This is a genomic window from Falsiroseomonas sp. HW251, assembly GCF_050563545.1.
Classification (GTDB): Bacteria; Pseudomonadota; Alphaproteobacteria; order Acetobacterales; family Acetobacteraceae; genus Falsiroseomonas.
Window position 1 is genome coordinate 290,114 of sequence record NZ_JBNXUM010000003.1, and the last position, 24,349, is coordinate 314,462.

The following is a 24,349-nucleotide window of genomic DNA, read 5'->3' on the forward strand; positions in this document are numbered from 1 at the left end:
CAACACGCGACACAATGTTTCGGCTGTTTCGGCCATACAATCAGACGCTTCCGCAGTCGCTCGAAGCGCGCCTAGGCTCCGTGCATGATCGCCTATCGCACGCTTCTCGTCCTTGCGACGCTGCCGGCGCTGGTCGCGGTCTGGTTCTTCCTGGAAGGCCTGGCCGACGGGAGCGTCTCCGGCCTGAACCTCGGCCTCTGGCTCGGGCTGCTGGCGAGCGTCTGCGGCGCGCCCGTGCTCGGCTTCGTGCTGCACGGGCGGGGGCAGCCCGGGGCGGCGAAGGTGGTGCTCTCGCTGGGCGCGGTGCCGACGGTCTGCGCTGCGCTGCTGCTGGTGGTGCTGCTCCTCAACCCTCCGCACTGGCAGTGAGCCATGATGAACCTCTGGGTCTGGCGGATCTTCCTCCTCATCGCCGTGCCGTCTCTCGCCGTCGTCGGGATGAGCATCGGCTCGCAGCTGCCGCATGCGCTGGCGACGCGCAGCGACGACCTGCCGGGGCTGCTCGGCTGGGCGGCGGCGCTGGCCACGGGCGTGCTGATGGTGGTGGCGTCGGTCGTGCTGCGCTACCGCGGGCGGACGGGGACGGCCGCCTTTCTCGCCGGCATCGTCGCGATGCCGGCGGCGGTCGGGATCAGCATATTCGCGCTGATCGTGCTGCTCTTCATCCTGAAGGGGATGTAGGGGGGGTGAAGGGGCGGTCCGATTCAAACCGCCGCGGCTGACGCCGCTTCGGTCATCGGGACGCCTCAGTCCAGCCCGACGAGCCCCCGCGCGAAGTCCCGCGCCTCGAACGGGCGGAGGTCGTCGGCCTTCTCGCCGACGCCGACGACGTGCACGGGCAGGCCGAATTCCTGCGCGAGCGCGACGACCACGCCGCCCTTGGCGCTGCCGTCGAGCTTCGTGACGGCGAGCCCGTTGACCTCCACCATCTCGCGGAAGACCTTCACCTGGCTCAACGCGTTCTGGCCGGTGGTGGCATCGAGCGTCAGCAGCACGGAATGCGGCGCGGCGGGATCGACGCGGCGGATGACGCGCACGACCTTGCGCAGCTCCTCCATCAGCGCGGCCTTGTTGTGCAGGCGGCCGGCAGTGTCGATGAGCAGCACGTCCATCCCTTCGTCCTTCGCGCGCGTCAGTGCGTCATGCGCCAGCCCCGCGGCGTCGGCGCCCATCTTCGCGGGTGCCACGACCGGGCATCCCGTGCGGTCGCCCCAGATCTGCAACTGCTCCACCGCGGCGGCCCGGAAGGTGTCGCCGGCGGCGAACATCACCGTCATGCCCTGGCGGCGATATTGCTGGCCGAGCTTGGCGATGGTCGTGGTCTTGCCCGTGCCGTTGACGCCGACGACGAGCACGACATGCGGGGCATGCGCGGCGACGATCTCCAGCGGCTTCGCGACAGGGCCGAGGATCTCGGCGATGGAGTCCGCGAGTGCGGCCTTGACTTCCTCGTCGGTGACTTCCTTGCCGAAGCGGGTCTTGCGGAAGTCGTCCACGATGCGCCGCGCGGCGGCGACGCCGAGGTCGGCGGCGATCAGCGTCTCCTCGAGCTCCTCCAGCGCCTCGTCGTCCAGGCGGCGCTTGCGGAAGACCGTGGTGAGGGCGTCGGTGAGCCGCGCGGTGGAGCGCGAGAGGCCCTGCTTGAGGCGCGCGAACCAACCGCCCTTGGGCTCAGGCCCGCTCTCTGGCCCGGGCTCTGGCTCGGTGCCGGCCAGCGCCTCGCGCTCGGCCGCCGCGTCGTCGCGCGGCAGCGCGGCCGGCGGCGCTTCCGGCGGCGGCAGGGGCGCGACCGGCGGCAGCTCGATCGGCGGCGTCGCGTCGTAGGGCGGCGGCGCGTTCACGTCGGGCAGCACCGGCACGGCGGGCGGCGGGATCGGCGGTTCCGGCTCGGCGGGCGCATCGCGGCCGCGCAGGCGGTCCCAGAAGCCCTTCAGCGCCATTACGCAACTTCCCCGATGAGACCGTCCTCGTCGTGGCCAACGACGCGGAAAGCGCGCAGTTCGCCCGGCGCGCGGTAGGCGTCGCCCGGCGCGGCGAAGGCGTCGCCCGGCGCGGCGAAGCCGTCGCCCGGCCGGAGATCGCCCCCGCGCGGGCGGAGCGGCGCGAAATGCTCGGTATGGCCGCGGCCGTTGCCTTCCATCAGCACCTGCTCCGTGCGGCCGAGGCGGCTTTCGTGAAAGCGGCGCGCCGCGCGGCGGCCGGCCTCGCGCAGCGCGGCGGCGCGTTCGCGGCGCAGCGGCACCGGCACGGCGGGCATGCGCGCGGCCGGCGTGCCGGGGCGCTCGGAATAGGGGAAGACGTGCAGCCAGGTCAGGCCGCATTCTTCGACCAGCGCCAGGCTGTCGGCGTGATGCGCGGCGGTCTCGGTCGGGAAGCCTGCGATCAGGTCGGCGCCCAAGGCGATGCCGGGCCGCAGGCGCCGCGCGCGTTCACAAAGGGCAATGGCGTCGCCGCGCAGGTGCCGCCGCCTCATCCGCTTCAGGATCACGTCCGCGCCGTGCTGCAGCGAGAGATGCAGATGCGGCATGAAGCGCGGCTCCTCGGCGACCAGGCGCCAGAGATCGTCGTCCATCCCCGCGGGATCGAGCGACGACAGCCGCAGGCGCCTGAGGTCCGGGACCGCGGCCAGCAGCCCGCGCAGCATCGCCCCGAGGCGCGGCGCGCCGTAGCTCGCGATGTCCACGCCGGTCAGCACGACCTCGTTGACGCCGCGCGCCACCAGGGTACGCACCTGCTCCGCCACCACGCCGGGCGGCACGGACCGCGAGGGCCCACGGCCGAAGGGGATGACGCAGAAGGTGCATCGGTGGTCGCAGCCCTGCTGGACCTGGACGAGGGCACGCGCGCGGCTCGCGACGTCGGCGACGGGAGGCACCGGGACGTCGCGCACGGCCATCACGTCGGAGACCTGCGCGGGCCGGTCCAGCGCGGCCCAGGTCCCGGGCCGGAGCTTGTCGGGATTGCCGATCACGCGCGCCACGCCGGGCAGGCCGGCCCAGCGATCGGGCGCGATCTGCGCGGCGCAGCCCGTCACGACGATGCGCCGGCCGGGATCGGCGCGCGCCGCGCGGCGGATGGCCTGGCGCGCCTGGCTCTCGGCCTCGGCGGTCACGGCGCAGGTGTTGACGATCAGCGCATCGGCATGTCCGGCGCGCGCGGCGAGGTCGCGCATCGCCTCCGACTCGTAGGCGTTGAGCCGGCAGCCGAAGGTGAGGGTGTCAGGCGCCATAGCGCGCGAGGTCGAGCTCGCCCGTGAAGGAGGTCGCGACGGGGCCGGTCATCAGGACATGCCCGTCATTCCGCCATTCCATCGTCAGCGTGCCGCCCGGCAGCTCCACCGCCGCGCGCCGCCCGGTCAGGCCGCGGCGGGCGGCGTTGACGATGGTGGCACAGGCGCCGGAGCCGCAGGCCAGCGTCATGCCCGCGCCGCGCTCCCACATCACGAGCCGGATGCGCTCGGGCGAGAGCACCTGCGCGAAGCCGATATTCGCGCGCTCGGGGAAGATCGGGTGCCGTTCGAGCTTCGGGCCGATTTCGGCGACGGGAATGGCGTCGAGCTCCGGTACGAAGAAGGTCGCATGCGGGTTGCCCATGGAGCACGCCGCGGGGTCGGAGACCGGCCCGAGCGCGAGCGGGACGTGCAGCGTGTCGCATTCCTCGGCCAGCGGCACGTCGCGCCAGCCCAGCCGCGCGGGCCCCATGTCGGCACGCCAGAGGCCGCCGGCCAGGCGCTCCACCGGCAGGTCGCCGGCGACGGTGCGGACGACGACGCGATCCCTGCCGGCCTGGTCCGCCACCAGGGACGCGATGCAGCGCGTGGCGTTGCCGCAGGCCTCGGCCTCGGAGCCGTCGGGGTTGAGGATCCGCATGAAGACATCAACGTCCCCTGGCGCGCCGGCGGGCGGGGGCTCCATGACGATGAGCTGGTCGAAGCCGATCCCGAAATGGCGGTCGCCAATGCCGCGGGCGGCGTCCGGCGTCACGGCAAGTGGCGTCTCGCGCCCGTCCAGCACGACGAAGTCGTTGCCCAACCCGTGCATCTTGCGGAAAGCGACCATGGTCCCCGGCATATAGAGCGCGGGAAGCTACGCCGGAACCCGCGCCGGCGCCGGTCGGGGGCGGAGACGGCGCATGGCCCGCAGACCCGCCGCTGGAGAGACCCGTTGCATCGGCTGCCCTGTATCTGCGAAGAATTTCTCCCATTTGCGCTCCGGCGGCACCCTTCCTAGATGCTTCTTCCAAGTCCAGGGCAGCCACGGAAGCTCACAGCCATGTCCCGCATCCATGTCATCCATGAGAACGACGCCTGGGTGGTGCCGCTGCGCGCCGCTTTCGAAGGCCTCGGCGCGCCGCATGAGGAGTTGTTCCTCGACACCGGCATCCTCGACCTGACGCAGCCGCCGCCGGAGGGCGTGTTCTACAACCGGATGTCGGCCTCCTCGCATACCCGCGGCCACACCTTCGCGCCGGAATATGCGGGCGCAGTCATCGAATGGCTGGAGCGGCATGGCCGCACGGTGGTCAACGGCCGCCGGGCGCTTCAGCTCGAGCTGTCAAAGGTCGCGCAGTACCAGGCGCTGGCCGCGCATGGCATCCCGACGCCGGAGACCATCGCCGTGGTCGGCACACAGCATATCCCTGACGCCGCCGCGAAGCTCGGCTTCCCCGTCATCCTGAAGCACAACCGCGCGGGCAAGGGCCTCGGCGTCCGGCTGGTCAACAGCGAGGCCGGGCTGACGCAGGCGCTGGAGGCGATGGCCCATGACGCCGATCCCCATGCGCAGCCGCGCGACGGCATCTGGCTGGTGCAGCGCTACGTCGCGGCGCCGGAGCCCTTCATCACGCGGGCCGAGTTCGTCGGCGGCAGGTTCCTTTATGCGGTGCGGGTGGACACCTCGGAGGGCTTCGAGCTCTGCCCCGCCGATGCGTGCCAGGTCGGCGAGGGCGAGTTCTGCCCGGCCGTGGCCCCGGGCGAGAAATTCCGCATCGTCGAGAGCTTCAGCCATCCGCTGATCCCGCGCATGGAGGCCTTCCTGACGGCGAACGGCATCGGCGTCGGCGCCATCGAGTTCATCACCGACCGCGACGGCCGCACCTTCGCCTACGACGTGAACACCAATACGAACTACAACGCGGACGCCGAGCGGAAGGCCGGGCGCGAGGGGGCGCGCACGGGCATGGGCGCGATCGCGGCGCATCTGCACAGGCTGCTGGACAGCCGGCTGGCGAAGGCGGCCTGACTGGTTGCGCTAGGACGCGGCGACGAGCCGCGTCGCGCGCTGGCCGAGATCCCGCACGATCCGCAGGAGCTTCTCCTCGGGCTCCCGGGTGATGTGCTGGATTGAGCCGACCAGCGCGACGGACCCGGCCAGGCGGCCCTGGCCGTCGCGCACCGGCGCGGCGAGCGCATTGACGCCGAGAAGGGCTTCCTCCGGCGCCGTCGCGTAGCCCTGCGCGCGCACCCGCGCGATCTCCGTCGACAATGCCCGAGCATCGGTGATGGTGTGCGGCGTCAGGTGCGGGCGCGGCTCCGCCAGCAGGCGCTCGAGCGCGGCAGGGGGGCCGAAGGCGAGATGCACCTTGCCCTGGGCGCTCGCATGGGCGGGCAGGCTGCTGCCGACGCGCACGCCGATGTCGATCGCGTTCGTCCCCGGCAGCGTCGCCAGCACGAAGGCGCCGAAGGGTGTCGGCGTGCTGATCACCACCGATAGCCCCGAAGCGTCGCGCGCCTCCCGCAGGGCGGGCTGCACGATGGCGGCGAGATCGGTGCCCGCCGGCGCCAGGCGCCCCAGCAAAGCGACCTTGGGGCCGAGCTGGAAGCGGCTGGTGGCGGGGTCCTGCAGGAGATAGCCGCGGTCGAGCAGCGTGCGGAGATGGCGGAAGGTCGCGCCCTTTGCGAGGCCGAGCCGGGTCGCGATCTGAGTGACGCCGAGCGGCTCCTCCGCCAGCGCCACGGCTTCCAGCACGCCGAGGACGGTATCCGCGGCCTGCACGCCGCCCTGCCGACCCTTGGTCTCGTCCGCCATACCTGTCCGCCAATCATTGTTCCCGACAGGAGAACACACGCTAGCCGGCATGGCAAGCCATAACACCCTGACATCCCTGCGCTTCTCTCTTGCCAGCGAGATTCCGCTTGACTAGGAAGCGGCTGATGCGTTCTCTGGAGGCGCACGTCGTTCTCGGGGAGAGAACGACAGTAACACGGAGGAAGCGCCATGGCCGAGGTCACCCTGTCCCGCCGCCTGCTGCTCGCCAGCGCCGGCGCGCTCGCCGCGCCGCGTCTGGCGCGCGCGCAAGGCCCGTCCTGGCCCTCGCGTCCCATCCGCTGGATCATCGGCTTCGCGCCCGGCGGCGTCGGCGACCTCAGCTCCCGGCTCGTCGCCCAGAGGCTCGGTACCGCGCTCGGCCAGACCGTGGTGATCGAGAACCGGCCCTCGGCCGGCGGCATCGTCGCCGCCGAGACCGTCGCCCGCGCGCCGGCCGACGGCTACACGATGCTGCTGCTGACGACGAGCGATTCCACCGCGGCCGCGATGTATCGCCGCCTGCCGTACGACATGATGAAGGACTTCGAGTTCGTCTCGCCCATGTCCTTCTTCGACCTGGTGCTGGCAACTGGCGCCAACGCGCCGTACCGCACGCTCGGCGACGTCATCGCCGACGCGCGCGCGCGGCCAGGCGCGCTGAACCTCGGCTCCATTTCCGTCGGCAACGGCCAGCATCTCGGCGCGGAGTTCTTCCGCTCGCTCACGCGCACCGACATGACGATCGTGACCTACCGCAGCACCCCGGACCTGCTGAACGCGACGGCGTCGGGCGACGTGCAGCTTGCGGCGGAGGTGATGGCGCCGGTGCTGCCGCAGATCCAGGGCGGGCGGCTGAGGGGCCTGGCGCTGGCCTCTCCCGCGCGCTTCCCCGGCCTGCCCGACGTGCCGACCGCGGAGGAGGCCGGCGTGCCCGGCTACATCGTGCGGTCCTGGAACGGCATCGTGCTGCCCGCCGGCGCGCCGCGTCCGATCGTGGAGCGGCTGAACGCCGAGCTCGCCAAGGTGGTCGCGCTGCCGGAGATCAGGGACAAGCTGCTCGAGCTCGGCGTGGCGCCGGCCCAGCCCACCACGCCGGCCGGCTTCCGCGACTTCGTGGCCCAGGAGAACGCGTTCTGGTCGCGCATCGCGACCGAGGCCAATATTCCGAAGCTGTGAGGGCGAGGACGATGCCGGACACCCATCTCGACGCCGCTCTGGACGCGCGCGTCGACGCCATCCTGCGCGGCGCGATCGACCCGCATGTCCATTCCGGGCCGTCGATCGCCGCCCGCGCGGTGGACCACCTGGAGCTTGCGCGCGACCTGTCGGCTGCCGGCTTCGCCGCGGTGATCACCAAGGACCACGACTACAGCGGCGTGATGACCGCGGCGCTGATCGCCAGGCACCATCCCGATCTGACGACCCGAGTCTATTCCTGCATCGTGCTGAACAACGTGATCGGCGGCATGAACCCCTATGCCGTCGAGCATTGCGCGGCGATGGGCGGGAAGATCGTCTTCATGCCGACGCTGTCCGCCGAAAACCACCTGCGTTGGGAGAAGACCTCGGGCTACGCCCATCCTGCCTCGACCCAGAAGATCCGGCCCGCTTCCGCCGTGCCGGTGCTGGACGCCAACGGCGCCGTGCGCGACGACGTGAAGGAGATCCTGGACGTGGTCGCGCGCAACGACCTGGCGCTGGCCAGCGGCCACCTTCACGTCACCGAGACCTGGAAGGTCTTTGAGGAGGCGCAGCTCCGCGGCGTGAAGCGCCTGGTATTCACCCATCCCGAGGAGATCGTGGACGCCAGCCTGAACGACGTGCGCGGCATCGCGGCGATGGGCGCCTTCGTCGAGCACTCCATCTGCATGTTCCTCGACGGATCGAAGTTCAAGGTACGGCGGGAGGAGGAGCTCGCGGACTTCATCGAGGCCGCGGGTGTGGGGCAGACCATCATCGCCTCCGACCTCGGCCAGGTCGGCGCCTATCACCCGCTGGAGGGCATGCGGCGCGGCGTGCGGCTGTGCCTCAGGCTGGGCTACGAAGACGGCCAGGTCAGGCAGATGGTGAGCACCAATGCCGCGCGCGCCTTCGGCCTCGAGGCCGATGTGGCGCGCGTGCTGGGACACTGACCCGTGCACGCGCTGATCGTCCACGCCCACCCGGAGCCGACCTCCTTCAATGCCGCCATGACCGCGGCGGCGGTCGCGGCGATCCGGGCGGCGGGGCACGACGTGGAGGTCAGCAACCTCTGCGCCGAGGGCTTCGGCGCGGTGGCCGGGCGCGGCGACATGACTACCGTCGCCGATCCCGCCCGCTTCCACCTTCAGGCCGAGCAGGACCTGGCGGCGCGCAACGGCGCCTTCGCCGCCGATGTCGCGCGGGAGCAGGACCGGCTGCGGCGGGCCGATCTGCTGGTCCTGCAATTCCCGATCTGGTGGGGTGCGCCGCCGGCGATCCTGAAGGGCTGGTTCGACCGGGTGCTGGCCTATGGCTTCGCCTATGTGGACGGGCGGCGCTTCGACACCGGGTTGCTGAAGGGCCGCCGGGCGCTGATGGGGGTGACCACGGGCGGCACGACGGAGCGCTTCTCCGACGCGGGCGCCTATGGCGAGATCGGGCGGGTGCTCTGGCCTGTCCGGCGGCTGACGCTGGAATACATGGGCCTGGCGGTGGAGGAGCCCTTCGTCGCCTATGCCGCGCCCCGCGTGGACGCGGGGACGCGGGACGGCTACCTCGCGGCCTGGGGCGCGCGGGTCGGGGCGGCGCTGGATGCGCAGGCGGCGGCCGGGCCCTCGGTCGCCGGGCCGGACAGCCTGCGGCCGGTGGAGACCGCCCGGGGCTGGGCCTCGGGCGGCTGAGGCGGCCCGCCCCGGGTGCAGGCCGCGCTTGCCAGCCCGGCGCCGCGGCCCTATAGGCCGCGCTCCCCGCGCCGTGGCCCCATGGACATGCCCGGCCGGGACCAGCGTCCCTGCCGCATGGTGCGGTCCTGGCCTCCGGGCCGGGGGCAAGGTGGGGCGCTTCACCCCGAGGAGGGCCAAATGTCCAAGATGAAGACGAAGTCGAGCGTCAAGAAGCGCTTCCGACTGACCGCCTCCGGCAAGGTCAAGGCCGGCGCCGGCAACAAGCGCCACATGCTGACCGCCAAGACCACCACCATGAAGCGCCAGAACCGCGGCATGTTCGTCCTCGACAAGCAGGACGGCGACACGGTGAAGCAGTGGATGCCCTACGGGCTGGATCGCTGAGGGGGTCTGAGACATGGCACGCGTCAAGCGGGGCGTCACGAAGCACGCCCGCCACAAGAAGGTCCTCAAGCTCGCCAAGGGCTATGTCGGCCGGTCGTCCACCGCCTACCGCCCCGCGCTCGAGCGGGTCGAGAAGGCGCTGCAATACGCCTATCGCGACCGCCGCACGAAGAAGCGCGAGTTCCGTGGCCTCTGGATCCAGCGGATCAACGCGGCGGTGCGCGAGCACGGGCTGACCTATTCCCGCTTCATCGCCGGGCTGAAGGCCGCGGGCGTGGAGATGGACCGCAAGGTGCTGGCCGAGATCGCCTTCGACGACGCGGCGTCGTTTGCCGCCATCGTCGAGAAGGCGAAGGGCGCCCTCCCCGCGCAGGCCTGAAGCCCCTTCCGGGCTTCGCGCTGATCGAACACAAGAGGGCCGCTCCCGGCAGGGGGCGGCCCTTTGCGTATCTGGAGCAGACGATGTCAGACGACCTGACGACACTCCGCGCCGAGACGGAAGCCGCGCTGGCTGCAGCAGCGGACCTCCGCGCGCTGGATGCGGTGCGGGTGGCCGTGATGGGCAAGTCGGGCAGCCTGTCCGGGCTGCTGAAGGGGCTCGGCGCCGTGCCGGCGGAGGCCCGCAAGGAACGCGGCGCCGCGCTGAACCGGCTGAAGGCGGAGATCGAGGCGCTGCTGGAGACGCGGCGCAAGGTGCTGGAGGAAGCCGAGCTCGAGGCGCGGCTGAAGGCGGAACGCGTGGACGTCTCGCTTCCCCCACGCCCCTTCGCGCCGGGCACGGCTTCCGATGGCGGCATCCACCCGATCAGCCGCACCATCGAGGAGCTGACCGCGATCTTCGGCGCGATGGGTTTTCGGGTCGTGGAAGGCCCGGACATCGAGAGCGACTGGCACAATTTCGGCGCGCTCAACATCCCGGACCACCACCCCGCGCGGCAGGACCACGACACCTTCTATCTGCCCGGGACGATGCCGAACGGGCACCGGACGGTGCTGCGCACGCAGACCAGCCCGCTGCAGATCCGCACGATGCTGGCGGAGCCGCCGCCCATCCGCATCATCGCGCCGGGCCGCACCTATCGCGCCGACCACGACGCCACGCATTCGCCCATGTTCCACCAGGTCGAGGGGCTGGTGATCGACCGCGCGATCACGCTCGGCCATCTCAAGGGCTGCCTGATCGACTTCCTCCGCGCCTTCTTCGGCATCGCCGACCTGCCGGTGCGGTTCAGGTCGTCCTACTTCCCGTTCACCGAGCCCTCGATGGAGGTGGACATCGGCTGGAACCGCAAGACCGGCGAGTTGGGCGGCGGCGGCGACTGGCTGGAGATCCTGGGAAGCGGGATGGTGCACCCGAAGGTGCTAGCGAATTGCGGCCTCGACCCGCGGGATTGGCAGGGCTTCGCCTTCGGCATGGGTATCGAGCGCATCACCATGCTGAAGCACGGCATGCCGGATCTGCGGCCGTTCTACGAATGCGACCTGCGCTGGCTCCGGCACTACGCGGCCGACCCGCTGGCGCCCGCCAGCCTGCACGAGGGTATCTGACGTGAGGTTCGTTCTTCGACTCCCTCTCCCCCCTCAGGGGGGAGAGACGTGGGGTGAGGGGGGCGCCTGGATCGCGCACGCCTTCCATGCCCCCCTCACCCAACCCTCTCCCCCCTATGGGTGGAGAGGGCTTCGCGCGCCTTCTCCGAACGCGGAGCACACTCCATGAAGTTCACGATGTCCTGGCTGCGCGAGCACCTAGATACCGACGCCTCGCTCGACGCGATCACCACGACGCTGTCCGCCATCGGCATCGAGGTCGAGGGCGTGCACAACCCCGCCGCCGAGCTCGCGGAGTTCCGCATCGCCCGCGTGATCGAGGCGGTGCAGCACCCCAACGCCGATCGCCTGCGCGCACTCCGCGTCGATCTCGGCGACGGTCGCGAATACTCCGTGGTCTGCGGCGCGCCGAATGCGCGCACCGGCATGAAGGGCGTCGCCGCCCTGCCCGGCCAGTTCATCCCTGGCACCGGCATCACGCTGAAGGTCGGCGAGATCCGCGGCGTGAAGTCGGAAGCGATGATGCTGTCGGCGCGCGAGATGGGCCTCGGCGACGACCACTCCGGCATCGTGGACCTGCCGGAGGATGCGCCGGTCGGCACGCGCTACGTGGACTATGCCAGCCTCGACGACCCCGTGATCGAGATCAAGGTCACGCCGAACCGCGGCGACGCGCTGTCGGTGCGCGGCGTTGCCCGGGATCTGGCGGCCGCTGGCTTGGGCAAGCTGAAGCCGTGGGACGTCGCACCGCTGCCCGGCGCCTATCCCTCGCCGCTCCAGTGGAAGATCGAGGACCAGCGTGCTTGCACCTGGGTGCTGGGCCGCGCCGTGCGCGGCGTGCGGAACGGGCCGAGCCCGAAGTGGCTGCAGGACCGCCTGACCGCGATCGGGCTTCGGCCGATCAACGCGCTGGTGGACGTCACCAACTTCTTCACCTTCGCCTATGGCCGCCCGCTGCACGTCTTCGACGTGAAGAAGGTCGCGGGCAGCACGCTCGCGATGCGCATGGCGCGCCCGGGCGAAGAGCTGGCCGCGCTGAACGGGAAGACCTACTCGCTCACGGAAGAAGACGGCGTCATCGCCGACGCCGAGCGCGTGGAGGCGCTGGGCGGCGTCATCGGCGGCGAGCATTCCGGCTGCGACGAGGCGACGACCGAGTGCTTCATCGAATGCGCGCTGTTCGATCCCGTGCGCATCGCGCTGTCCGGTCGGCGCCACGACATCCGCACCGATGCGCGGTCCCGCTTCGAGCGCGGCATCGATCCCGCGCTGCTGCCCAAGGCGCTCGACGCCGCGGCACGCATGATCATCGAGCTCTGCGGCGGCGAGGCGTCGGAGGTTTCGTCCGCCGGCGCCGAGCCCGCCTGGGCGCGCCAGGCGACGCTGCGCTTCGAGCGCATCTCGGGCCTCGGCGGCCTCGACCTGCCGCGTGACGAGGCGGTGCGGCGGCTCACCGCGCTCGGCCTCTGCACGGTGTTGCAGGACGAGCAGCGCGTGACGGTCGCCGTGCCGCCCTGGCGGAACGACATCGCGGGGCATGGCGCACTCGACCAGGATCCGGCGCTGCCGGCGGATCGCGCGAAGCGGGCCGCGGAGGGCTGCGCCGCGATCGAGCCGGAATGCGACCTGGTGGAGGAGGTGCTGCGCCTCGGCGGGCTGGATGCGGTCCCGCCGGTGTCGTTGCCTGTGACGTCGCCCGTGCCGCGGCCGTCGCTGACGCCGAAGCAGGCGCGCGCGGCACTCGCCCGGCGCGTGCTGGCCTCGCGCGGGATGCAGGATTGCGTGACCTACGGCTTCCTGTCGCGCGACCAGGCGGCGCTGTTCGGGGACACCCCCGACAGCCTTCGCCTGGAGAACCCGATCGCGAGCGACCTCGACCAGATGCGCCCGACGCCGGTCGCCTCGCTGGCGATGGCGGCTTCGCGCAACGCGGCCCGCGGCTTCGCCGATGTCGCGCTGGCGGAGATCGGGGGCGCCTATCGCGACCCGCATGCCGGCACCAGCCAGCTCGCCGTCGCGGCGGGTGTCCGCGCGGGCATGTCGGGCGCCAACTGGGCGGCACCGGCACGGGCCGTCGATTGGCTCGACGCGAAGGGCGATGCGGTCGCGGTGCTGGCCGCGCTCGGCGCACCAATGGCGGGCGTGCAGGTCACGGCCGACGCGCCGGCCTTCTACCACCCTGGCCGCTCGGGCGTGCTGCGGCAGGGGCCGAAGGTCGTGCTCGCGACCTTCGGCGAGTTGCACCCGAAGGTACGCGCCGCGCTCGACATCCAGGGGCCCGCGGTGGCCTTCGAGGTGTTCCTCGACGCGATCGCGGAGCCGAAGAAGCGGAAGAAGGGCGTGCCCGACCTGCCGGCCTTCCAGCCCGTGCGCCGCGACTTCGCCTTCCTGGTGGATGCCGGCGTCGCGGCGGATGCGCTGCTGCGCGCCGCGCGCGCGGCGGACAAGGCGCTGATCACCGAGGTCACGCTGTTCGACCGCTACGCCGGCGACAAGCTGCCGGAGGGCAAGGTGAGCCTGGGCATCCAGGTCACGCTGCAGCCGCGCGAGCGCACGCTGACCGACGCTGAGATCGAGGCGGCCGGCCAGAAGGTGGTCGCGGCAGTGGCGAAGGCGACGGGGGCGGTGCTGCGCGGTTGATGCGTGCCGTCCTGGCATTGCCGCGCAGCCTGCACCAGATGCTAGGATGGATATCCATGGGAGTGCCTGGCGATGCTCGTCCTGCCGCCTGATGCCGGCCGCGCCCTCGCTGAGGCAGTCGAGAAGATCCTCGGCGCGGCCGAGCGGATGCTCGGCATGGTCAGCCAGCTTCAGAGCCCCGGCGCATCCAGCACGGCCATCCAGTACTGCCACGAGTTGTTCGAGGTCGCACGCGGGCTGATGGGCGCGCTGCAGAACGACCCGCGCGAGCTCGCGGCTGGCTTCCGGCGCGTGCTGGAGATCACCGATGCCCTGGCGCGGCTGGCCGAGGCCGAGCCCAGCCCGGATCTGCGCTCGGCGTTTCTGGATCAGGTGCGCGTGCTGATCGAAGCGAGTCGCGCCTACGCCCCGGCAATCCGCACGGCAGCCGAACGCGAGAAAGCGCCCTGGGTGCGCCTGCTGCCGCAATGAGCGGCACAAAGGACAATCTGCCGAGCGTGGTCCCCCCGCCCGCTGCACCGTCCGAACAGGACATCGAGGCACTGCGGCGCCAGATCGCCCAGGCTCGCGAGCAGGTTCAGCAGACCGCGCGAGCGATGGACCAGGGCCAGATCCAGGAGATGAACGACCGCTCGATGATCACCCGCGTGGTGATCTTGGTCTTCGGCGGCTCGATCGGGGCGGTGCTGCTGGCGATCGTTATTGCCGGCATCGCGTCGGGCAAGGCGGAGGCCATCGCGACGCAGGCGGTGGACCTGCTGAAATCGGTCGTGCTGCCCATCGTGACGCTGGTGCTCGGCTACTATTTCGGTCGCGCCGGCAAGGCAGGCTGAGGCCTCCGGCGCCGCCGCCAGCAGGACTGGGCGCCGCCCGGCCCGTCAGTTGGCAATCCCGTGGTCCGGCGCCGATCAGCCCTGCCCCGCCATCACCATCCACATCACGCCGAAGCGGTCGGACACCATGCCGAAGGCGGGTGAGAAGAAGGTGGGCGAGAGAGGCATGCGGACCTCGCCGCCGTCGGACAGCGCGGCGAACAGGCGCCCGGCCTCGGCTGCATCCTTGGCCGCCAGCGCCAGGCCGAAGCCACCGAAGGCCGTCTTCCCCGAGCACATGCCATCCGAGCAGAAGATCACGGTCTCGCCCACCTTGAATTCGCCATGCATGACCTTGTCGTCGTTGCCCGGCGGGACCTGGGCGGGCTCCGGGCTGTCGCGGTAGCGCATCATCGCCCTGGTCTCGGCGCCGAGCGCCTGGCCGTAGAAGGCCAGCGCCTCCTCGCAGCGGCCTTCGAAGAAGAGGTAGGGCACGGTGTGCATGGGCGGGTTCTCCTGGACAAAGGGGAACGCTAAACCGAATGGTGAAGTGATGGCAAGGCCCTCGCGCCGTCGTGCGCGGGTGCGCTGACGGCGATAGCATTCCGCGGCAGTGTGGTCCCATGGGCGACACGGCGTCACCTCCGGGCAAGGCGCGGCATCTCGGCACCCTGTGCCTGGCGGTGGTGCTGGTGCTGTCCGTCTGGTTCGCCGGCACCGCAGCGGTGCCCTCGCTGCTGGCCGGGGGGCTGGTGACGCGCGCGGAGGCAGCGTGGCTGACCGCGGCGGTGCAGCTCGGCTTCGTCGCGGGCACGCTGGTCTCGGCGGTTCTGTCGCTGGCGGACCGGCGGGACCCGCGGCTGCTGTTCCTGGCCTCGGCGTTGGTCGCGGCTGCCGCGACCCTGGCGCAGACGCAGGTCGCACCGTCCGGCATCACGGCCTTGGCCCTGCGCTTCGTCGCCGGCGCGGCGATGGCCGGCGTCTACCCCGTGGGCATGAAACTGGCGGCGAGCTGGGCCAAGGGGGGCAGGGATGGCGACCTCGGGCTGCTGATCGGGCTGCTGGTTGGCGCGCTGACGCTGGGGTCGGCGCTGCCGCATCTGATCCCGACGCTGCTGGGCGGGATCGGCTGGCAGGCCGCCTATCTCGGCGCCGGGGTGCTGGCGGGGATCGGGGGGCTCGCGATCCTCGGCTTCAGGCCCGGGCCGCTGCTCGGGACGCGGCCGCCCTTCCGGCCGTCCCAGATGCTGGAAGCCTGGCGGAACAGGAAGCTGCGCTACGCCAATCTCGGCTATCTCGGGCATATGTGGGAGCTCTACGCCATGTGGGCCTGGGTCGGGCTGTTCCTGGCCGGCGTGCTGGGCGGGGAGGCCGGCCAGGCCGGCCCCTGGGTCTTCGCCGTGATGGCGGCCGGCGCCGGCGGCTGCGTGCTGGCGGGGCTGCTCGCGGACCGGTGGAACCGCGCCTCGGTGGCGGCTCTCTGCATGCTGGTGTCGGGCAGCTGCGCGCTGCTCGTTGGGCCGGCGGCGATGCTGGCACCTGCCCTCGCGATCGGCGTCGCGCTGGTCTGGGGCTTCGCGGTGGTGGCGGATTCCGCGCAGTTCAGCGCCTGCGTCGTGACGCTCTCGCCGCCGGACTACGTGGGCACGATGCTGACAGTACAGACCAGCCTCGGCTTCCTGCTCACCGCGGGGACGATCGGGCTGATGCCCCACGCTGTCTCGGCGCTCGGCTGGCACTGGGCCTTCGCGGTGCTGGCGCCGGGGCCGTTCCTCGGGGCCTGGGCGATGTGGCGGCTGCGGGGGCATGTTGCGCCGGCCTGAAGGATCGCGGCGGGCGGCGGGCACGCCCGGAGGGAGGCAGGGCAGCGCGTCATGGCGCCGATCGTCGAAGCCAGGCTGATCGGCGGACGCCTGGGCAACAAGATGTTCCAGACCATGCTCGCACACGCGCTGGCCCGGCGCGTGCCGGGCGCCGTCGTCACCGGTGATCCGCTGCCGGAATTCGGCCTGACCCCGCCGACGCTGCCGCGGCCGGTGAGGCACGTCACCATGCACGGCCATCGCCCCGACATGGACAGGGCCGCGGCCCTGCTCGCGGGCGGGGAGGTGGACGCCGTCGTCACCTGGGCGCTGGGCTGCCGGATGGAATACATCGAGCCCGTCGGGACGGTGCGGGCGCTGTTTCCCCGCGCGGCGCCGGCGATCCCGGGCTATGGGCCGGACCGGCTGCTGATCAACATCCGCGCGCCCTACATGCGCCGCCCGAGCGATACCCGGGTGCATGCCAGCTACTGCCCGCTGCCGCTCGCGTACTATGAGCGGCTGATCGCCGGGACGGGGCTGCGCCCGGTCTTCCTCGGGCAGATCGGGCGCGACGCCTATTCCGCCGCGCTCCGGGCCCGCTTCCCGGATGCCGAGTTCCAGCCCTCCCGCGGCGCCATGGTGGATTTCGAGACGATCCGCGCCTCCCACCATGTCTGCGTCGCCGTCAGCACCTTCTCCTGGCTCGCGACCTGGTTGTCGGACGCTGCGACGATCCACCTACCCATCGCGGGCCTCTATCATCCCGGGCTGCGGCAGGACATCGACCTGCTGCCCGTCGCCGATCCGCGCTACCGGTTCCACCTGTTCGCGCCGCGCCCCTGGGGCGGCCTGCCCGCCGACCTCGCCGCGGCGGTGGACGGCACCGAAACGGGCGAGGAGGTCAGCGCCGAGGCCGCCGCCGCGCTGGTCTGACGACTGCCGCCCTGGGACCTCGGCCCGGCCCTGCCGTGACGTCGCCGCTTCCCAGCGCGGCGCACAACCCCTATCTGAGCGGGGAATCCACGGGCCCCCGATGACAGACGTACCGCTCGACCGAATCCGCAATTTCTCGATCATCGCGCACATCGACCATGGCAAGTCCACGCTGGCTGACCGGCTGATCCAGTCCACCGGTACCGTGGCGGCGCGTGAGATGAAGGAACAGCTCCTCGACAACATGGAGCTGGAGCGAGAGCGCGGCATCACCATCAAGGCGCAGACCGTCCGCCTGGCCTACCTGGCCAAGGACGGCCGGACCTACACGCTGAACCTGATGGACACGCCGGGCCATGTGGACTTCGCCTATGAGGTGTCACGCAGCCTTGCCGCCTGCGAGGGCTCGCTGCTGGTCGTGGACGCCTCCCAGGGGGTCGAGGCGCAGACGCTGGCCAACGTCTACCAGGCTATCGACGCCAACCACGAGATCGTGCCGGTCCTCAACAAGATCGACCTGCCAGCGGCTGAGCCCGACCGGGTGAAGCAGCAGATCGAGGACGTGATTGGCCTCGATGCCTCCGACGCCGTGATGATCAGCGCCAAGACGGGTCTGAACATCGAAGGCGTGCTGGAAGCCATCGTTACCCGCCTGCCCGCGCCCAAGGGCGAGCTGAACGCCACGACCAAGGCGCTGCTGGTGGACAGCTGGTACGACGCCTATCTCGGCGTCGTCGTGCTGGTGCGGGTGAAGGACGGCGAGCTCCGCAAGGGCCAGCGCATCCGCATGATGTCGAACGGATCGGTCCACACGATCGAGCAGGTCGGCGTGTTCACCCCGAAGATGGTGCCGGTCGATCGCCTGAGCCCCGGCGAGATGGGCTTCGTCACCGCGGCAATCAAAACCGTCGCTGACACCAATGTCGGCGACACTATCACCGACGACCGCAATCCCGCCGACGCCCCCCTGCCCGGCTTCAAGCCCTCCATCCCCGTGGTCTGGTGCGGCCTCTACCCCGTGGACGCCGACGATTTCGAGAAGCTGCGGGAGAGCCTCGCGAAGCTGCGGCTCAACGATGCCTCCTTCCACTACGAGCCCGAGACATCGGCGGCGCTCGGCTTCGGCTATCGCTGCGGCTTCCTGGGCCTGCTCCACCTCGAGATCATCCAGGAACGGCTCTCGCGCGAGTTCGACCTCGACCTCATCGCGACGGCGCCCTCGGTCGTCTACAAGATCCGCAAGACCAACGGCGAGGCGATCGAGCTCCACAACCCCGCCGACATGCCTGACGGCAGCGTTGTGGACGTGATCGAGGAGCCCTGGATCAAGGCGACGATCATGGTGCCCGACGACTACCTCGGGCCTGTGCTGACGCTCTGCAACGAACGCCGCGGGCGGCAGGTCGAGCTGACCTATGTCGGCAACCGCGCCATGGCAGTCTATCGGCTGCCGCTGAACGAGGTGGTCTTCGACTTCTACGACCGGCTGAAGTCGGTCAGCCGAGGCTATGCCAGCTTCGACTACCAGCAGGACGGCTACGAGGAAGGCGACCTCGTCAAGATTTCCATCCTGGTGAATAACGAGCCCGTGGACGCGCTGTCCTTCATGGCGCACCGCTCCGCCGCCGAACGCCGCGGCCGGCAGATCTGCGAGAAGCTGAAGGAGCTGATCCCCCGCCAGCTCTTCAAGATCCCGATCCAGGCCGCGATCGGCGGGCGCGTCATCGCGCGCGAGACGATCAGCGCGCTGTCGAAGGACGTCACCGCCAAGTGCTACGGCGGCGACATCAGCCGCAAGCGCAAGCTCCTCGAGAAGCAGAAGGAGGGCAAGAAGCGCATGCGGCAGTTCGGCAAGGTGGAGATCCCCCAATCCGCCTTTATCGCCGCGCTGAAGATGGACGCGTGACAGTTACGACCGCGCGCGTGATTTGCGCGGCCTGAGAATTCGCCTTGCAGTTTCCGCTGTGGAACAGGTCCGTGAAGTATATTACACGAACCTTACGAGCCCGGGCCTGTTCGCCCGAAGGCAAAAAGCTTCCACGGAAGACGCTGCACATGACGATCCTGTCCCGCCGAGCCCTGCTCGGCGCCTCGGCCGCACTAGCTGCCCCTGCCCCCGCGGCCTTCGCCCAGGGCGCCTTCCCCAACCGCCCCATCACCATGATCGTCCCCTTCGCTGCAGGCGGCCCGACCGACACGGTCGGCCGGCTGATCGCGCAGGTCATGGGCAACGACCTCGGCCAGCCCATGGTGGTGGAGAATGTCGGCGGCGCTGGCGGCACGCTCGGGGCGCAGCGCGTCGCCCAGGCCAGGCCGGACGGCTACACCGTGCTGCTGCACCACATCGGGATGTCAACCATCCCCGCGCTCTATCGCCGCCTGGCCTACGACCCGATCAACGGCTTCGAGACGCTGGGCCTGGTGACCGAGGTCCCGATGACCCTCGTCGCCCGCCGCAACTTTCCCGCCGCCAACCTCGCCGAGTTGGTCCAGGTCGTCCGGCGCGAGCGCGACCGCATCAACCTGGCCAATGCCGGCGTCGGCGCGGCGAGCCACCTCTGTGGCCTGCTCTTCCAGAAGGCGATCGACACCGCGGTGACGACGGTGCCGTATCGCGGCACGGGCCCAGCGATGAACGACCTGGTGGGCGGGACGGTGGACCTGATGTGCGACCAGACCACCAACACGACCGAGCAGATCCGCGCCACCACGATCAAGGGCTTCGCCGTGACGACGGACCGTCGCGTGCCCTCGCTGAATGAGCTGCCGACAGCGGCCGAGGCGGGGCTGCCGAATTTCGAGGTCACGGTCTGGCACGGCCTCTATGCGCCGAGGGGCACGCCGGCGCCGATCGCCGCCAGGCTGAACCAAGCGCTGGTGAAGGCGCTGCGCGACGAGACCATCGAGCGGCGCTTCGCCGAGCTCGGCACCACGCCGGTCGCTGCCGAGCGGGCGACGCCGGAGGTGCACCGTGCCTTCTGGCAGGCGGACACCGCGAAGTGGCGGCCGCTGATCCAGGCCGCCGGCCAGTACGCGGACTGAACGGCCCGCGGGGTTGCCGGGGGCAGGTGGGGTGGCTAGAACCCCGGCCCTGCGCTGGATGGGTGGCCGAGCGGTCGAAGGCGCACGCCTGGAAAGTGTGTAGACGTCAAAAGCGTCTCGTGGGTTCGAATCCCACCCCATCCGCCAGAAGGCGGTCTTTATCAGATACTTAGGCGCTGATTGCGGCAGGGTCTACAAGTCCGCCCACAAGATTGCTGCCACGAGGCCTGCGATCGGCCGACTGACGACAAAGACGTTGACGGCAGGGGCGAAGAACAGTTCACCTGTTCGCGCAGGGCGGGAGGGTTCTGTGCGCGTCGTCCGCTGGCTTATCACGGCTGTGTCCTGTGCCACCGTCACGTGGTGCTTCATCCTGATCGCGGTCACGCAGCCCGAGGTGTTGCCGACCCTGGTCGCCCTCATGGCCGGCTGCTTCCTGCTTGAATTCCTGCTGCTCCTCCGCTCCCAGCGGAAGGCCAAGGCTGCTGGCCGCGAGGTCGAATCGCGACCTGTAGTGCCCGCCGCGTCCCGCACCCATTCGCAAGAGGAACCGGAAGCGAAGCGCGCATGAATGGCGCGGCGAAGATCATCAGAACCTCGGCCGGGATCTCACGCCGCGCCATGTCGCCTCGGTAGTCGCCTCGTCCGGCAGGCACCCGCGGATGTCCGGCAGGCCCGCTGCCGCGAAGCTGTCGTTCAGGTCGATCCAATCCACCATGGCGGCGCCGGCGATCATCCGTGCTTCACCCGGCCGCCAGGCAGCGGCAACGGCAGGCGGGCGGCGCAGGCAATTGCTTTGATTGGCCAGTCCGACCCGACCCGATCAGATGTCCAGCACGAGCCGCCCACTCCGCGCGCGCGAGCAGCACAGCGCGATCTGCCGGTTCGCCGCCTTCTCCTCCGCCGTCAGCACGCTGTCGCGGTGCTCGGGCTCGCCGGCGAGGACGGTGGTCACGCAGCTGCCGCAGACCCCCTGCTCGCAGGAGAGCGGGACGGGGATGCCGGCTTCGACGAGCACCTCGGCCGCGCTCCGGTCGGCCGGGATGTCGAGGACGCGTCCGCTGCGCCGCGCCTCGATGGTGAAGGGCGCGCCGCCGGTCGCGACCTCGGCGGCGAAGCGCTCGACGTGGAGCCGCACCGGCGGCAGGCCGAGCGCCGCATGCGCCGCGGAGACCGCATCGACCAGCCGCTGCGGCCCGCAGACATAGATCTCGGCTTCGGGATTCGCTGCCAACGCCGCCGCGATGTCGAGCCGCCCGCCCTCGGCCGCGTCGTGCAGCCTCAGATGCGGCGCGACGGCGCCGGCGCGGAGGTCGGGCAGGAAGGCCGCCGTGTCGCCGCTGCGTACGCAGTAATGCAGCACGAATTCTTCGCCGAGCCGCGCGAGGCGCGTCGCCATGCCGAGCAGCGGCGTGATGCCGATGCCGCCGGCGATCAGGCAATGCGCCTTCGCCGCGCCGACGAGGGCGAAATGGCTGCGCGGCGATCCCACGCGCAGCGCATCGCCCTCGTGCAGCGCATGCACCGCCGCCGATCCGCCGCGCGAGGCCGCCTCCAGCAGCACCGCGATGCGCCAGCGCCCATCGGCCTCGGGCTCGCCGACCAGCGAATAGGGACGCACGAGCCCGCCCGAGAGATGCAGGTCCGCATGCGCGCCAGGCACGAAGCCCGGCAGTGCCCCGCCATCCGCCCGCGCGATCTCCAGCAGCACGATGCGCTCGGCCAGGACGCGCCGCTGCGCAACGACGGCGTCGTGGATCGCGGGCGCGGCGATCTCCACCAGCACGTAGTCCCGCTCGATCGTGACGGGAAAGGTCTCGGCGTCCTGGCTGTCCTCGAGCTCCGCGCCCCGTGCCGTCATCGTGGGGAAGCTGCGCACCCGCATGCGCTCGGGGTCGCACCAGGACCGCCCGGTGCGGATGTCGAATTCCCAGCCATGCCACGGGCAGCGCAGGATCTCGCCCTGCCGCGTCAGCTCGTAGTGGCCGGGCCGGTCGGACAGCACCAGCCCCGTGAGCTGGCCCGCACAGAGCGAGGCGCCCTCATGCGGGCAGCGGTCCTGGATCGCCAGGTACTCCTCGCCGAGGCGGAAGAGCGCGATGTCGCGGCCCGCGACGGTGACGCGCTTGCGCCCGCCAGGCGGTACCTCGTCCACCGTCGCGACGACGTGGCGGGTCACAGCCGGTCCGCCGCGAGATGCGCGGCCTGGGCGCCGTATTCGTACCAGGCCTCCTTCGCCGCTCGCCAGGGCGCCGACTGCATCGGCGTCACCGGTAGCGGCAAGTCGACGTCGGGCAGCCGGCCCAGCAGGTGGTCCGCCAGCACGCGGCCAAACATCGTCCCGGGCGATATGCCGCGCCCGTTGTAGCCGGACACGCCGATGATGCTGTCGGCGAAGCGGTGCAGCCGCGGCACGGCGTCCGAGGTCATGCCGATCTGCCCGTGCCATTCGCATTCGAAGCCGAGTCCGGCGAGCGCGGGATAGAGCTTCGCCAGGGCACGGCGTGCCCAGGATCGGTGGATCGCGGTGCCGGTGCCGCGCAGCGCGCCGACGCTGCCGAAGACCAGGCGGTGCCGGGCATCCAGCCTGAACGACGTCATGACCTCCTTCGTGTCCCAGCAGCCCTGGCGCCCGGGCAGGATGGTGGCGCGCAACGCCTCCGGCACGGGCTCGGTCGCGAAGTTGAAATAGGGCAGATGGAGCTGCTCGGCGCGCACGCTTGCCCAGGGACCGGTGGAGTAGGCGTCGGTCGCGACGATGATGCGTTCCGCGGCCAGCTCGCCGCCGGGCGTACGCAGCACCCAGCCCTTGCCGCTGGCGTCGCAGGCCTGCACGGGACTGCGCGTGTGGATCGTAACGCCGGCCGCGATCGCCGCGCGCGCCAGGCCGCGCGCATAGGCCAGCGGCTGCAGCGTGCCCGCGCGTTCGTCGAGCAAGGCGCCGGCATAGCCGCGCGCGCCGGTCCATGCCGCGGTCTCGCCGGCCGAGAGCACGCGCACCGGCGCGCCGCGGCGCTGCCACTGCGCCTCGCGCGCCTCGATCTCCTCCTTTCCGGCCTTGCCGACGGCCAGGTGCAGCGTGCCGGAGGTCGTGAGTTCGCATTCGATGCCGTGCCGCGCGATCAGCGCCATCACCTCGCGCGGGCCGCCGCCGAGCAGGCGCAGCACGCGCTCGCCGTGGATCTCCCCTAGGATGCCGGGCACGTCGTCCGGCATCAGCCAGAGCCCGGCATTGATCAGCCCGACATTGCGGCCGGCGCCGCCGAAGCCGATCTCCATGCCTTCCAGCAAGACGACGCGGACGCCGGCTTCCGCTAGGTGCAGCCCCGCGGAAAGGCCGGTGTAGCCGCCGCCGACGATCGCGACCTCGGCCTGCGTCCCGCCGGACAACGGCGTGGTCGGCGGCGGCGGCGGCGCGGTGCGTTCCCAAAGGCCGTGGCTGCGGGGATCGGCGGCGAGGGGCGCGTCGGTCATGGCGGCCGATCCTGGACCGAGACGGGGCGCCGGGCCACTCCCGTTACGCCCCGGACGCGAAGACCGTCCCGTCCTCCAGGATCACCGCGGCGGTCGCATTGTAATGCGCGACCAGCAACCCGACGGCGGCGTCGGCGTCGCGCTTCAGCACGGCATCCAGGATCGCCTGGTGTTCGGCCGCGACGTCGCGGCGGGGGAAGGCGCGGCGCGCGGCAAGCTTGCGGTAGCGCTGGTGGCGGTCGGTCAGCTGCGCGCAGAAGCCGATCAGCCAGCGCGACCCGCAATGCGAGACCAGCGCGTCGTGGAAGGCGCGGTGGCGCGCTTCCCACAGCGCCTCCACCGCGGGGTCTTCGCTGTCGAGGCCGCGCGGCGTCCGCAGCAGGCGATGGCCGGCCAGCAGCACCTGCTCCTCCCAGGCCTCGGTCGCGTCGGCCATTGATTGGCGGAGCGCGCGTTCCTCGAGCCAGCAGCGGGTGCGGGTGAGCTCGCGGAGTTCGTCCGCACTGACGCCGGGAACGGCGAAGCCGCGCTGGTCCTCGGCGGCGACGATGCCGTCGGCGGAGAGGCGGTTCAGCGCCTCCCGCAGGGGGGTCTGACCGACCTCGTAGCGCTGCATCATCGCCTTGATCTGCAGCCTCTGCCCCGGCGGCAGCTGGCCCGACAGGATATCCGCGCGGATGCGCTCCTGCACGGAGGAGGCATGGGTCGGCGCGGCGGTGCGCGGGGTGGTCACGCGGTCGGGTGCCTCATACACAAAACGGGTGCGGCCGGCGGAAATGTATACATCGGGGTTTACGAACCGGGCAATATGGATCATGACT

26 protein-coding genes and 1 tRNA gene are annotated in these 24,349 nt (G+C 71.1%); 18 read left to right on the forward strand and 9 right to left on the reverse strand.

The window, feature by feature from the left end:
• Nucleotides 1–84 precede the first annotated feature (84 nt).
• Nucleotides 85–369, forward strand: coding sequence for a hypothetical protein (locus ACLF3M_RS05085; RefSeq protein ID WP_430655775.1), 285 nt, complete (start codon nucleotides 85–87; stop codon nucleotides 367–369).
• A gap of 6 nt (nucleotides 370–375) precedes the next feature.
• Entirely contained in the window at nucleotides 376–681 is a 306-nt protein-coding gene (locus ACLF3M_RS05090) for a hypothetical protein (RefSeq protein ID WP_430655776.1), read from the forward strand.
• 65 nt (nucleotides 682–746) lie between these two features.
• Here ACLF3M_RS05090 and ftsY read toward each other — a convergent pair whose 3' ends face one another.
• The 3 genes from ftsY to dapF all read right to left on the reverse strand — a co-directional run bounded on the left by ftsY (nucleotide 747) and on the right by dapF (nucleotide 4,058).
• On the reverse strand, nucleotides 747–1,715 hold the full coding sequence (gene ftsY, locus ACLF3M_RS05095) for a signal recognition particle-docking protein FtsY (RefSeq protein WP_430655826.1): 969 nt from the start codon (nucleotides 1,713–1,715) through the stop codon (nucleotides 747–749).
• 224 nt (nucleotides 1,716–1,939) lie between these two features.
• Complete coding sequence (gene mtaB, locus ACLF3M_RS05100) at nucleotides 1,940–3,229, reverse strand: tRNA (N(6)-L-threonylcarbamoyladenosine(37)-C(2))-methylthiotransferase MtaB (protein ID WP_430655777.1); 1,290 nt, start codon at nucleotides 3,227–3,229, stop codon at nucleotides 1,940–1,942.
• Nucleotides 3,219–4,058 carry a diaminopimelate epimerase gene (gene dapF / locus ACLF3M_RS05105; RefSeq protein WP_430655778.1) on the reverse strand — a complete coding sequence of 280 codons (840 nt, stop codon included), beginning with the start codon at nucleotides 4,056–4,058 and terminating at the stop codon, nucleotides 3,219–3,221. The genes mtaB and dapF overlap by 11 nt, the downstream gene beginning before the upstream one ends.
• A 213-nt stretch (nucleotides 4,059–4,271) precedes the next feature.
• On the opposite strand from dapF, the gene ACLF3M_RS05110 reads away from it, so the two are divergent.
• Nucleotides 4,272–5,240, forward strand: coding sequence for an ATP-grasp domain-containing protein (locus ACLF3M_RS05110; protein ID WP_430655779.1), 969 nt, complete (start codon nucleotides 4,272–4,274; stop codon nucleotides 5,238–5,240).
• Nucleotides 5,241–5,249: 9 nt separating this feature from the next.
• Here ACLF3M_RS05110 and ACLF3M_RS05115 read toward each other — a convergent pair whose 3' ends face one another.
• Nucleotides 5,250–6,026, reverse strand: coding sequence for an IclR family transcriptional regulator (locus tag ACLF3M_RS05115; RefSeq protein ID WP_430655780.1), 777 nt, complete (start codon nucleotides 6,024–6,026; stop codon nucleotides 5,250–5,252).
• Nucleotides 6,027–6,215: 189 nt separating this feature from the next.
• Here ACLF3M_RS05115 and ACLF3M_RS05120 point away from each other — a divergent pair, with 189 nt between their 5' ends.
• From ACLF3M_RS05120 to ACLF3M_RS05160, 9 genes are all read left to right on the forward strand, one after another.
• On the forward strand, nucleotides 6,216–7,202 hold the full coding sequence (locus tag ACLF3M_RS05120; RefSeq protein ID WP_430655781.1) for a Bug family tripartite tricarboxylate transporter substrate binding protein: 987 nt from the start codon (nucleotides 6,216–6,218) through the stop codon (nucleotides 7,200–7,202).
• A gap of 11 nt (nucleotides 7,203–7,213) precedes the next feature.
• On the forward strand, nucleotides 7,214–8,158 hold the full coding sequence (locus tag ACLF3M_RS05125; protein WP_430655782.1) for a DUF6282 family protein: 945 nt from the start codon (nucleotides 7,214–7,216) through the stop codon (nucleotides 8,156–8,158).
• Between the two features lie 3 nt (nucleotides 8,159–8,161).
• Nucleotides 8,162–8,887 (forward strand): NAD(P)H-dependent oxidoreductase, encoded by a 726-nt coding sequence (locus ACLF3M_RS05130; RefSeq protein WP_430655783.1) that lies wholly within the window; start codon nucleotides 8,162–8,164, stop codon nucleotides 8,885–8,887.
• A gap of 180 nt (nucleotides 8,888–9,067) precedes the next feature.
• Entirely contained in the window at nucleotides 9,068–9,274 is a 207-nt protein-coding gene (gene rpmI / locus ACLF3M_RS05135) for a 50S ribosomal protein L35 (protein WP_430655784.1), read from the forward strand.
• A 13-nt stretch (nucleotides 9,275–9,287) separates the two neighbouring features.
• Nucleotides 9,288–9,653, forward strand: a complete 366-nt coding sequence (gene rplT, locus ACLF3M_RS05140) for a 50S ribosomal protein L20 (RefSeq protein WP_430655785.1) — start codon at nucleotides 9,288–9,290, stop codon at nucleotides 9,651–9,653.
• Nucleotides 9,654–9,736: 83 nt separating this feature from the next.
• Nucleotides 9,737–10,822, forward strand: coding sequence for a phenylalanine--tRNA ligase subunit alpha (gene pheS / locus ACLF3M_RS05145; RefSeq protein ID WP_430655786.1), 1,086 nt, complete (start codon nucleotides 9,737–9,739; stop codon nucleotides 10,820–10,822).
• 165 nt (nucleotides 10,823–10,987) lie between these two features.
• Entirely contained in the window at nucleotides 10,988–13,462 is a 2,475-nt protein-coding gene (gene pheT, locus ACLF3M_RS05150) for a phenylalanine--tRNA ligase subunit beta (RefSeq protein ID WP_430655787.1), read from the forward strand.
• Between the two features lie 72 nt (nucleotides 13,463–13,534).
• Nucleotides 13,535–13,933, forward strand: a complete 399-nt coding sequence (locus ACLF3M_RS05155) for a hypothetical protein (RefSeq protein ID WP_430655788.1) — start codon at nucleotides 13,535–13,537, stop codon at nucleotides 13,931–13,933.
• Nucleotides 13,930–14,295, forward strand: coding sequence for a hypothetical protein (locus tag ACLF3M_RS05160; RefSeq protein WP_430655789.1), 366 nt, complete (start codon nucleotides 13,930–13,932; stop codon nucleotides 14,293–14,295). The genes ACLF3M_RS05155 and ACLF3M_RS05160 overlap by 4 nt, the downstream gene beginning before the upstream one ends.
• Nucleotides 14,296–14,370: 75 nt before the next feature.
• On the opposite strand, the gene ACLF3M_RS05165 is transcribed toward ACLF3M_RS05160, so the two are convergent.
• Nucleotides 14,371–14,778 (reverse strand): VOC family protein, encoded by a 408-nt coding sequence (locus ACLF3M_RS05165; protein WP_430655790.1) that lies wholly within the window; start codon nucleotides 14,776–14,778, stop codon nucleotides 14,371–14,373.
• Between the two features lie 119 nt (nucleotides 14,779–14,897).
• Here ACLF3M_RS05165 and ACLF3M_RS05170 point away from each other — a divergent pair, with 119 nt between their 5' ends.
• From ACLF3M_RS05170 to ACLF3M_RS05195, 6 genes are all read left to right on the forward strand, one after another.
• Nucleotides 14,898–16,097, forward strand: a complete 1,200-nt coding sequence (locus ACLF3M_RS05170) for an MFS transporter (protein WP_430655791.1) — start codon at nucleotides 14,898–14,900, stop codon at nucleotides 16,095–16,097.
• 51 nt (nucleotides 16,098–16,148) lie between these two features.
• Nucleotides 16,149–17,012 (forward strand): hypothetical protein, encoded by an 864-nt coding sequence (locus ACLF3M_RS05175; RefSeq protein WP_430655792.1) that lies wholly within the window; start codon nucleotides 16,149–16,151, stop codon nucleotides 17,010–17,012.
• 100 nt (nucleotides 17,013–17,112) lie between these two features.
• Complete coding sequence (gene lepA / locus ACLF3M_RS05180) at nucleotides 17,113–18,918, forward strand: translation elongation factor 4 (protein WP_430655793.1); 1,806 nt, start codon at nucleotides 17,113–17,115, stop codon at nucleotides 18,916–18,918.
• Between the two features lie 149 nt (nucleotides 18,919–19,067).
• On the forward strand, nucleotides 19,068–20,054 hold the full coding sequence (locus ACLF3M_RS05185) for a tripartite tricarboxylate transporter substrate binding protein BugD (RefSeq protein ID WP_430655794.1): 987 nt from the start codon (nucleotides 19,068–19,070) through the stop codon (nucleotides 20,052–20,054).
• A 56-nt stretch (nucleotides 20,055–20,110) separates the two neighbouring features.
• Nucleotides 20,111–20,201: transfer RNA gene (locus ACLF3M_RS05190), tRNA-Ser, on the forward strand.
• A 163-nt stretch (nucleotides 20,202–20,364) separates the two neighbouring features.
• Nucleotides 20,365–20,625 (forward strand): hypothetical protein, encoded by a 261-nt coding sequence (locus ACLF3M_RS05195; protein WP_430655795.1) that lies wholly within the window; start codon nucleotides 20,365–20,367, stop codon nucleotides 20,623–20,625.
• 18 nt (nucleotides 20,626–20,643) lie between these two features.
• On the opposite strand, the gene ACLF3M_RS05200 is transcribed toward ACLF3M_RS05195, so the two are convergent.
• The 4 genes from ACLF3M_RS05200 to ACLF3M_RS05215 all read right to left on the reverse strand — a co-directional run bounded on the left by ACLF3M_RS05200 (nucleotide 20,644) and on the right by ACLF3M_RS05215 (nucleotide 24,261).
• Nucleotides 20,644–20,790, reverse strand: coding sequence for a hypothetical protein (locus ACLF3M_RS05200; RefSeq protein WP_430655796.1), 147 nt, complete (start codon nucleotides 20,788–20,790; stop codon nucleotides 20,644–20,646).
• A gap of 87 nt (nucleotides 20,791–20,877) precedes the next feature.
• The gene (locus ACLF3M_RS05205; protein WP_430655797.1) at nucleotides 20,878–22,233 is read right to left on the reverse strand and encodes a Rieske 2Fe-2S domain-containing protein; all 1,356 of its coding nucleotides are present in this window, start codon (nucleotides 22,231–22,233) and stop codon (nucleotides 20,878–20,880) included.
• Complete coding sequence (locus ACLF3M_RS05210) at nucleotides 22,230–23,528, reverse strand: NAD(P)/FAD-dependent oxidoreductase (RefSeq protein ID WP_430655798.1); 1,299 nt, start codon at nucleotides 23,526–23,528, stop codon at nucleotides 22,230–22,232. Before ACLF3M_RS05210 ends, ACLF3M_RS05205 begins: the two co-directional genes overlap by 4 nt.
• Nucleotides 23,529–23,571: 43 nt before the next feature.
• On the reverse strand, nucleotides 23,572–24,261 hold the full coding sequence (locus tag ACLF3M_RS05215; protein ID WP_430655799.1) for a GntR family transcriptional regulator: 690 nt from the start codon (nucleotides 24,259–24,261) through the stop codon (nucleotides 23,572–23,574).
• Between the last annotated feature and the right edge of the window lie 88 nt (nucleotides 24,262–24,349).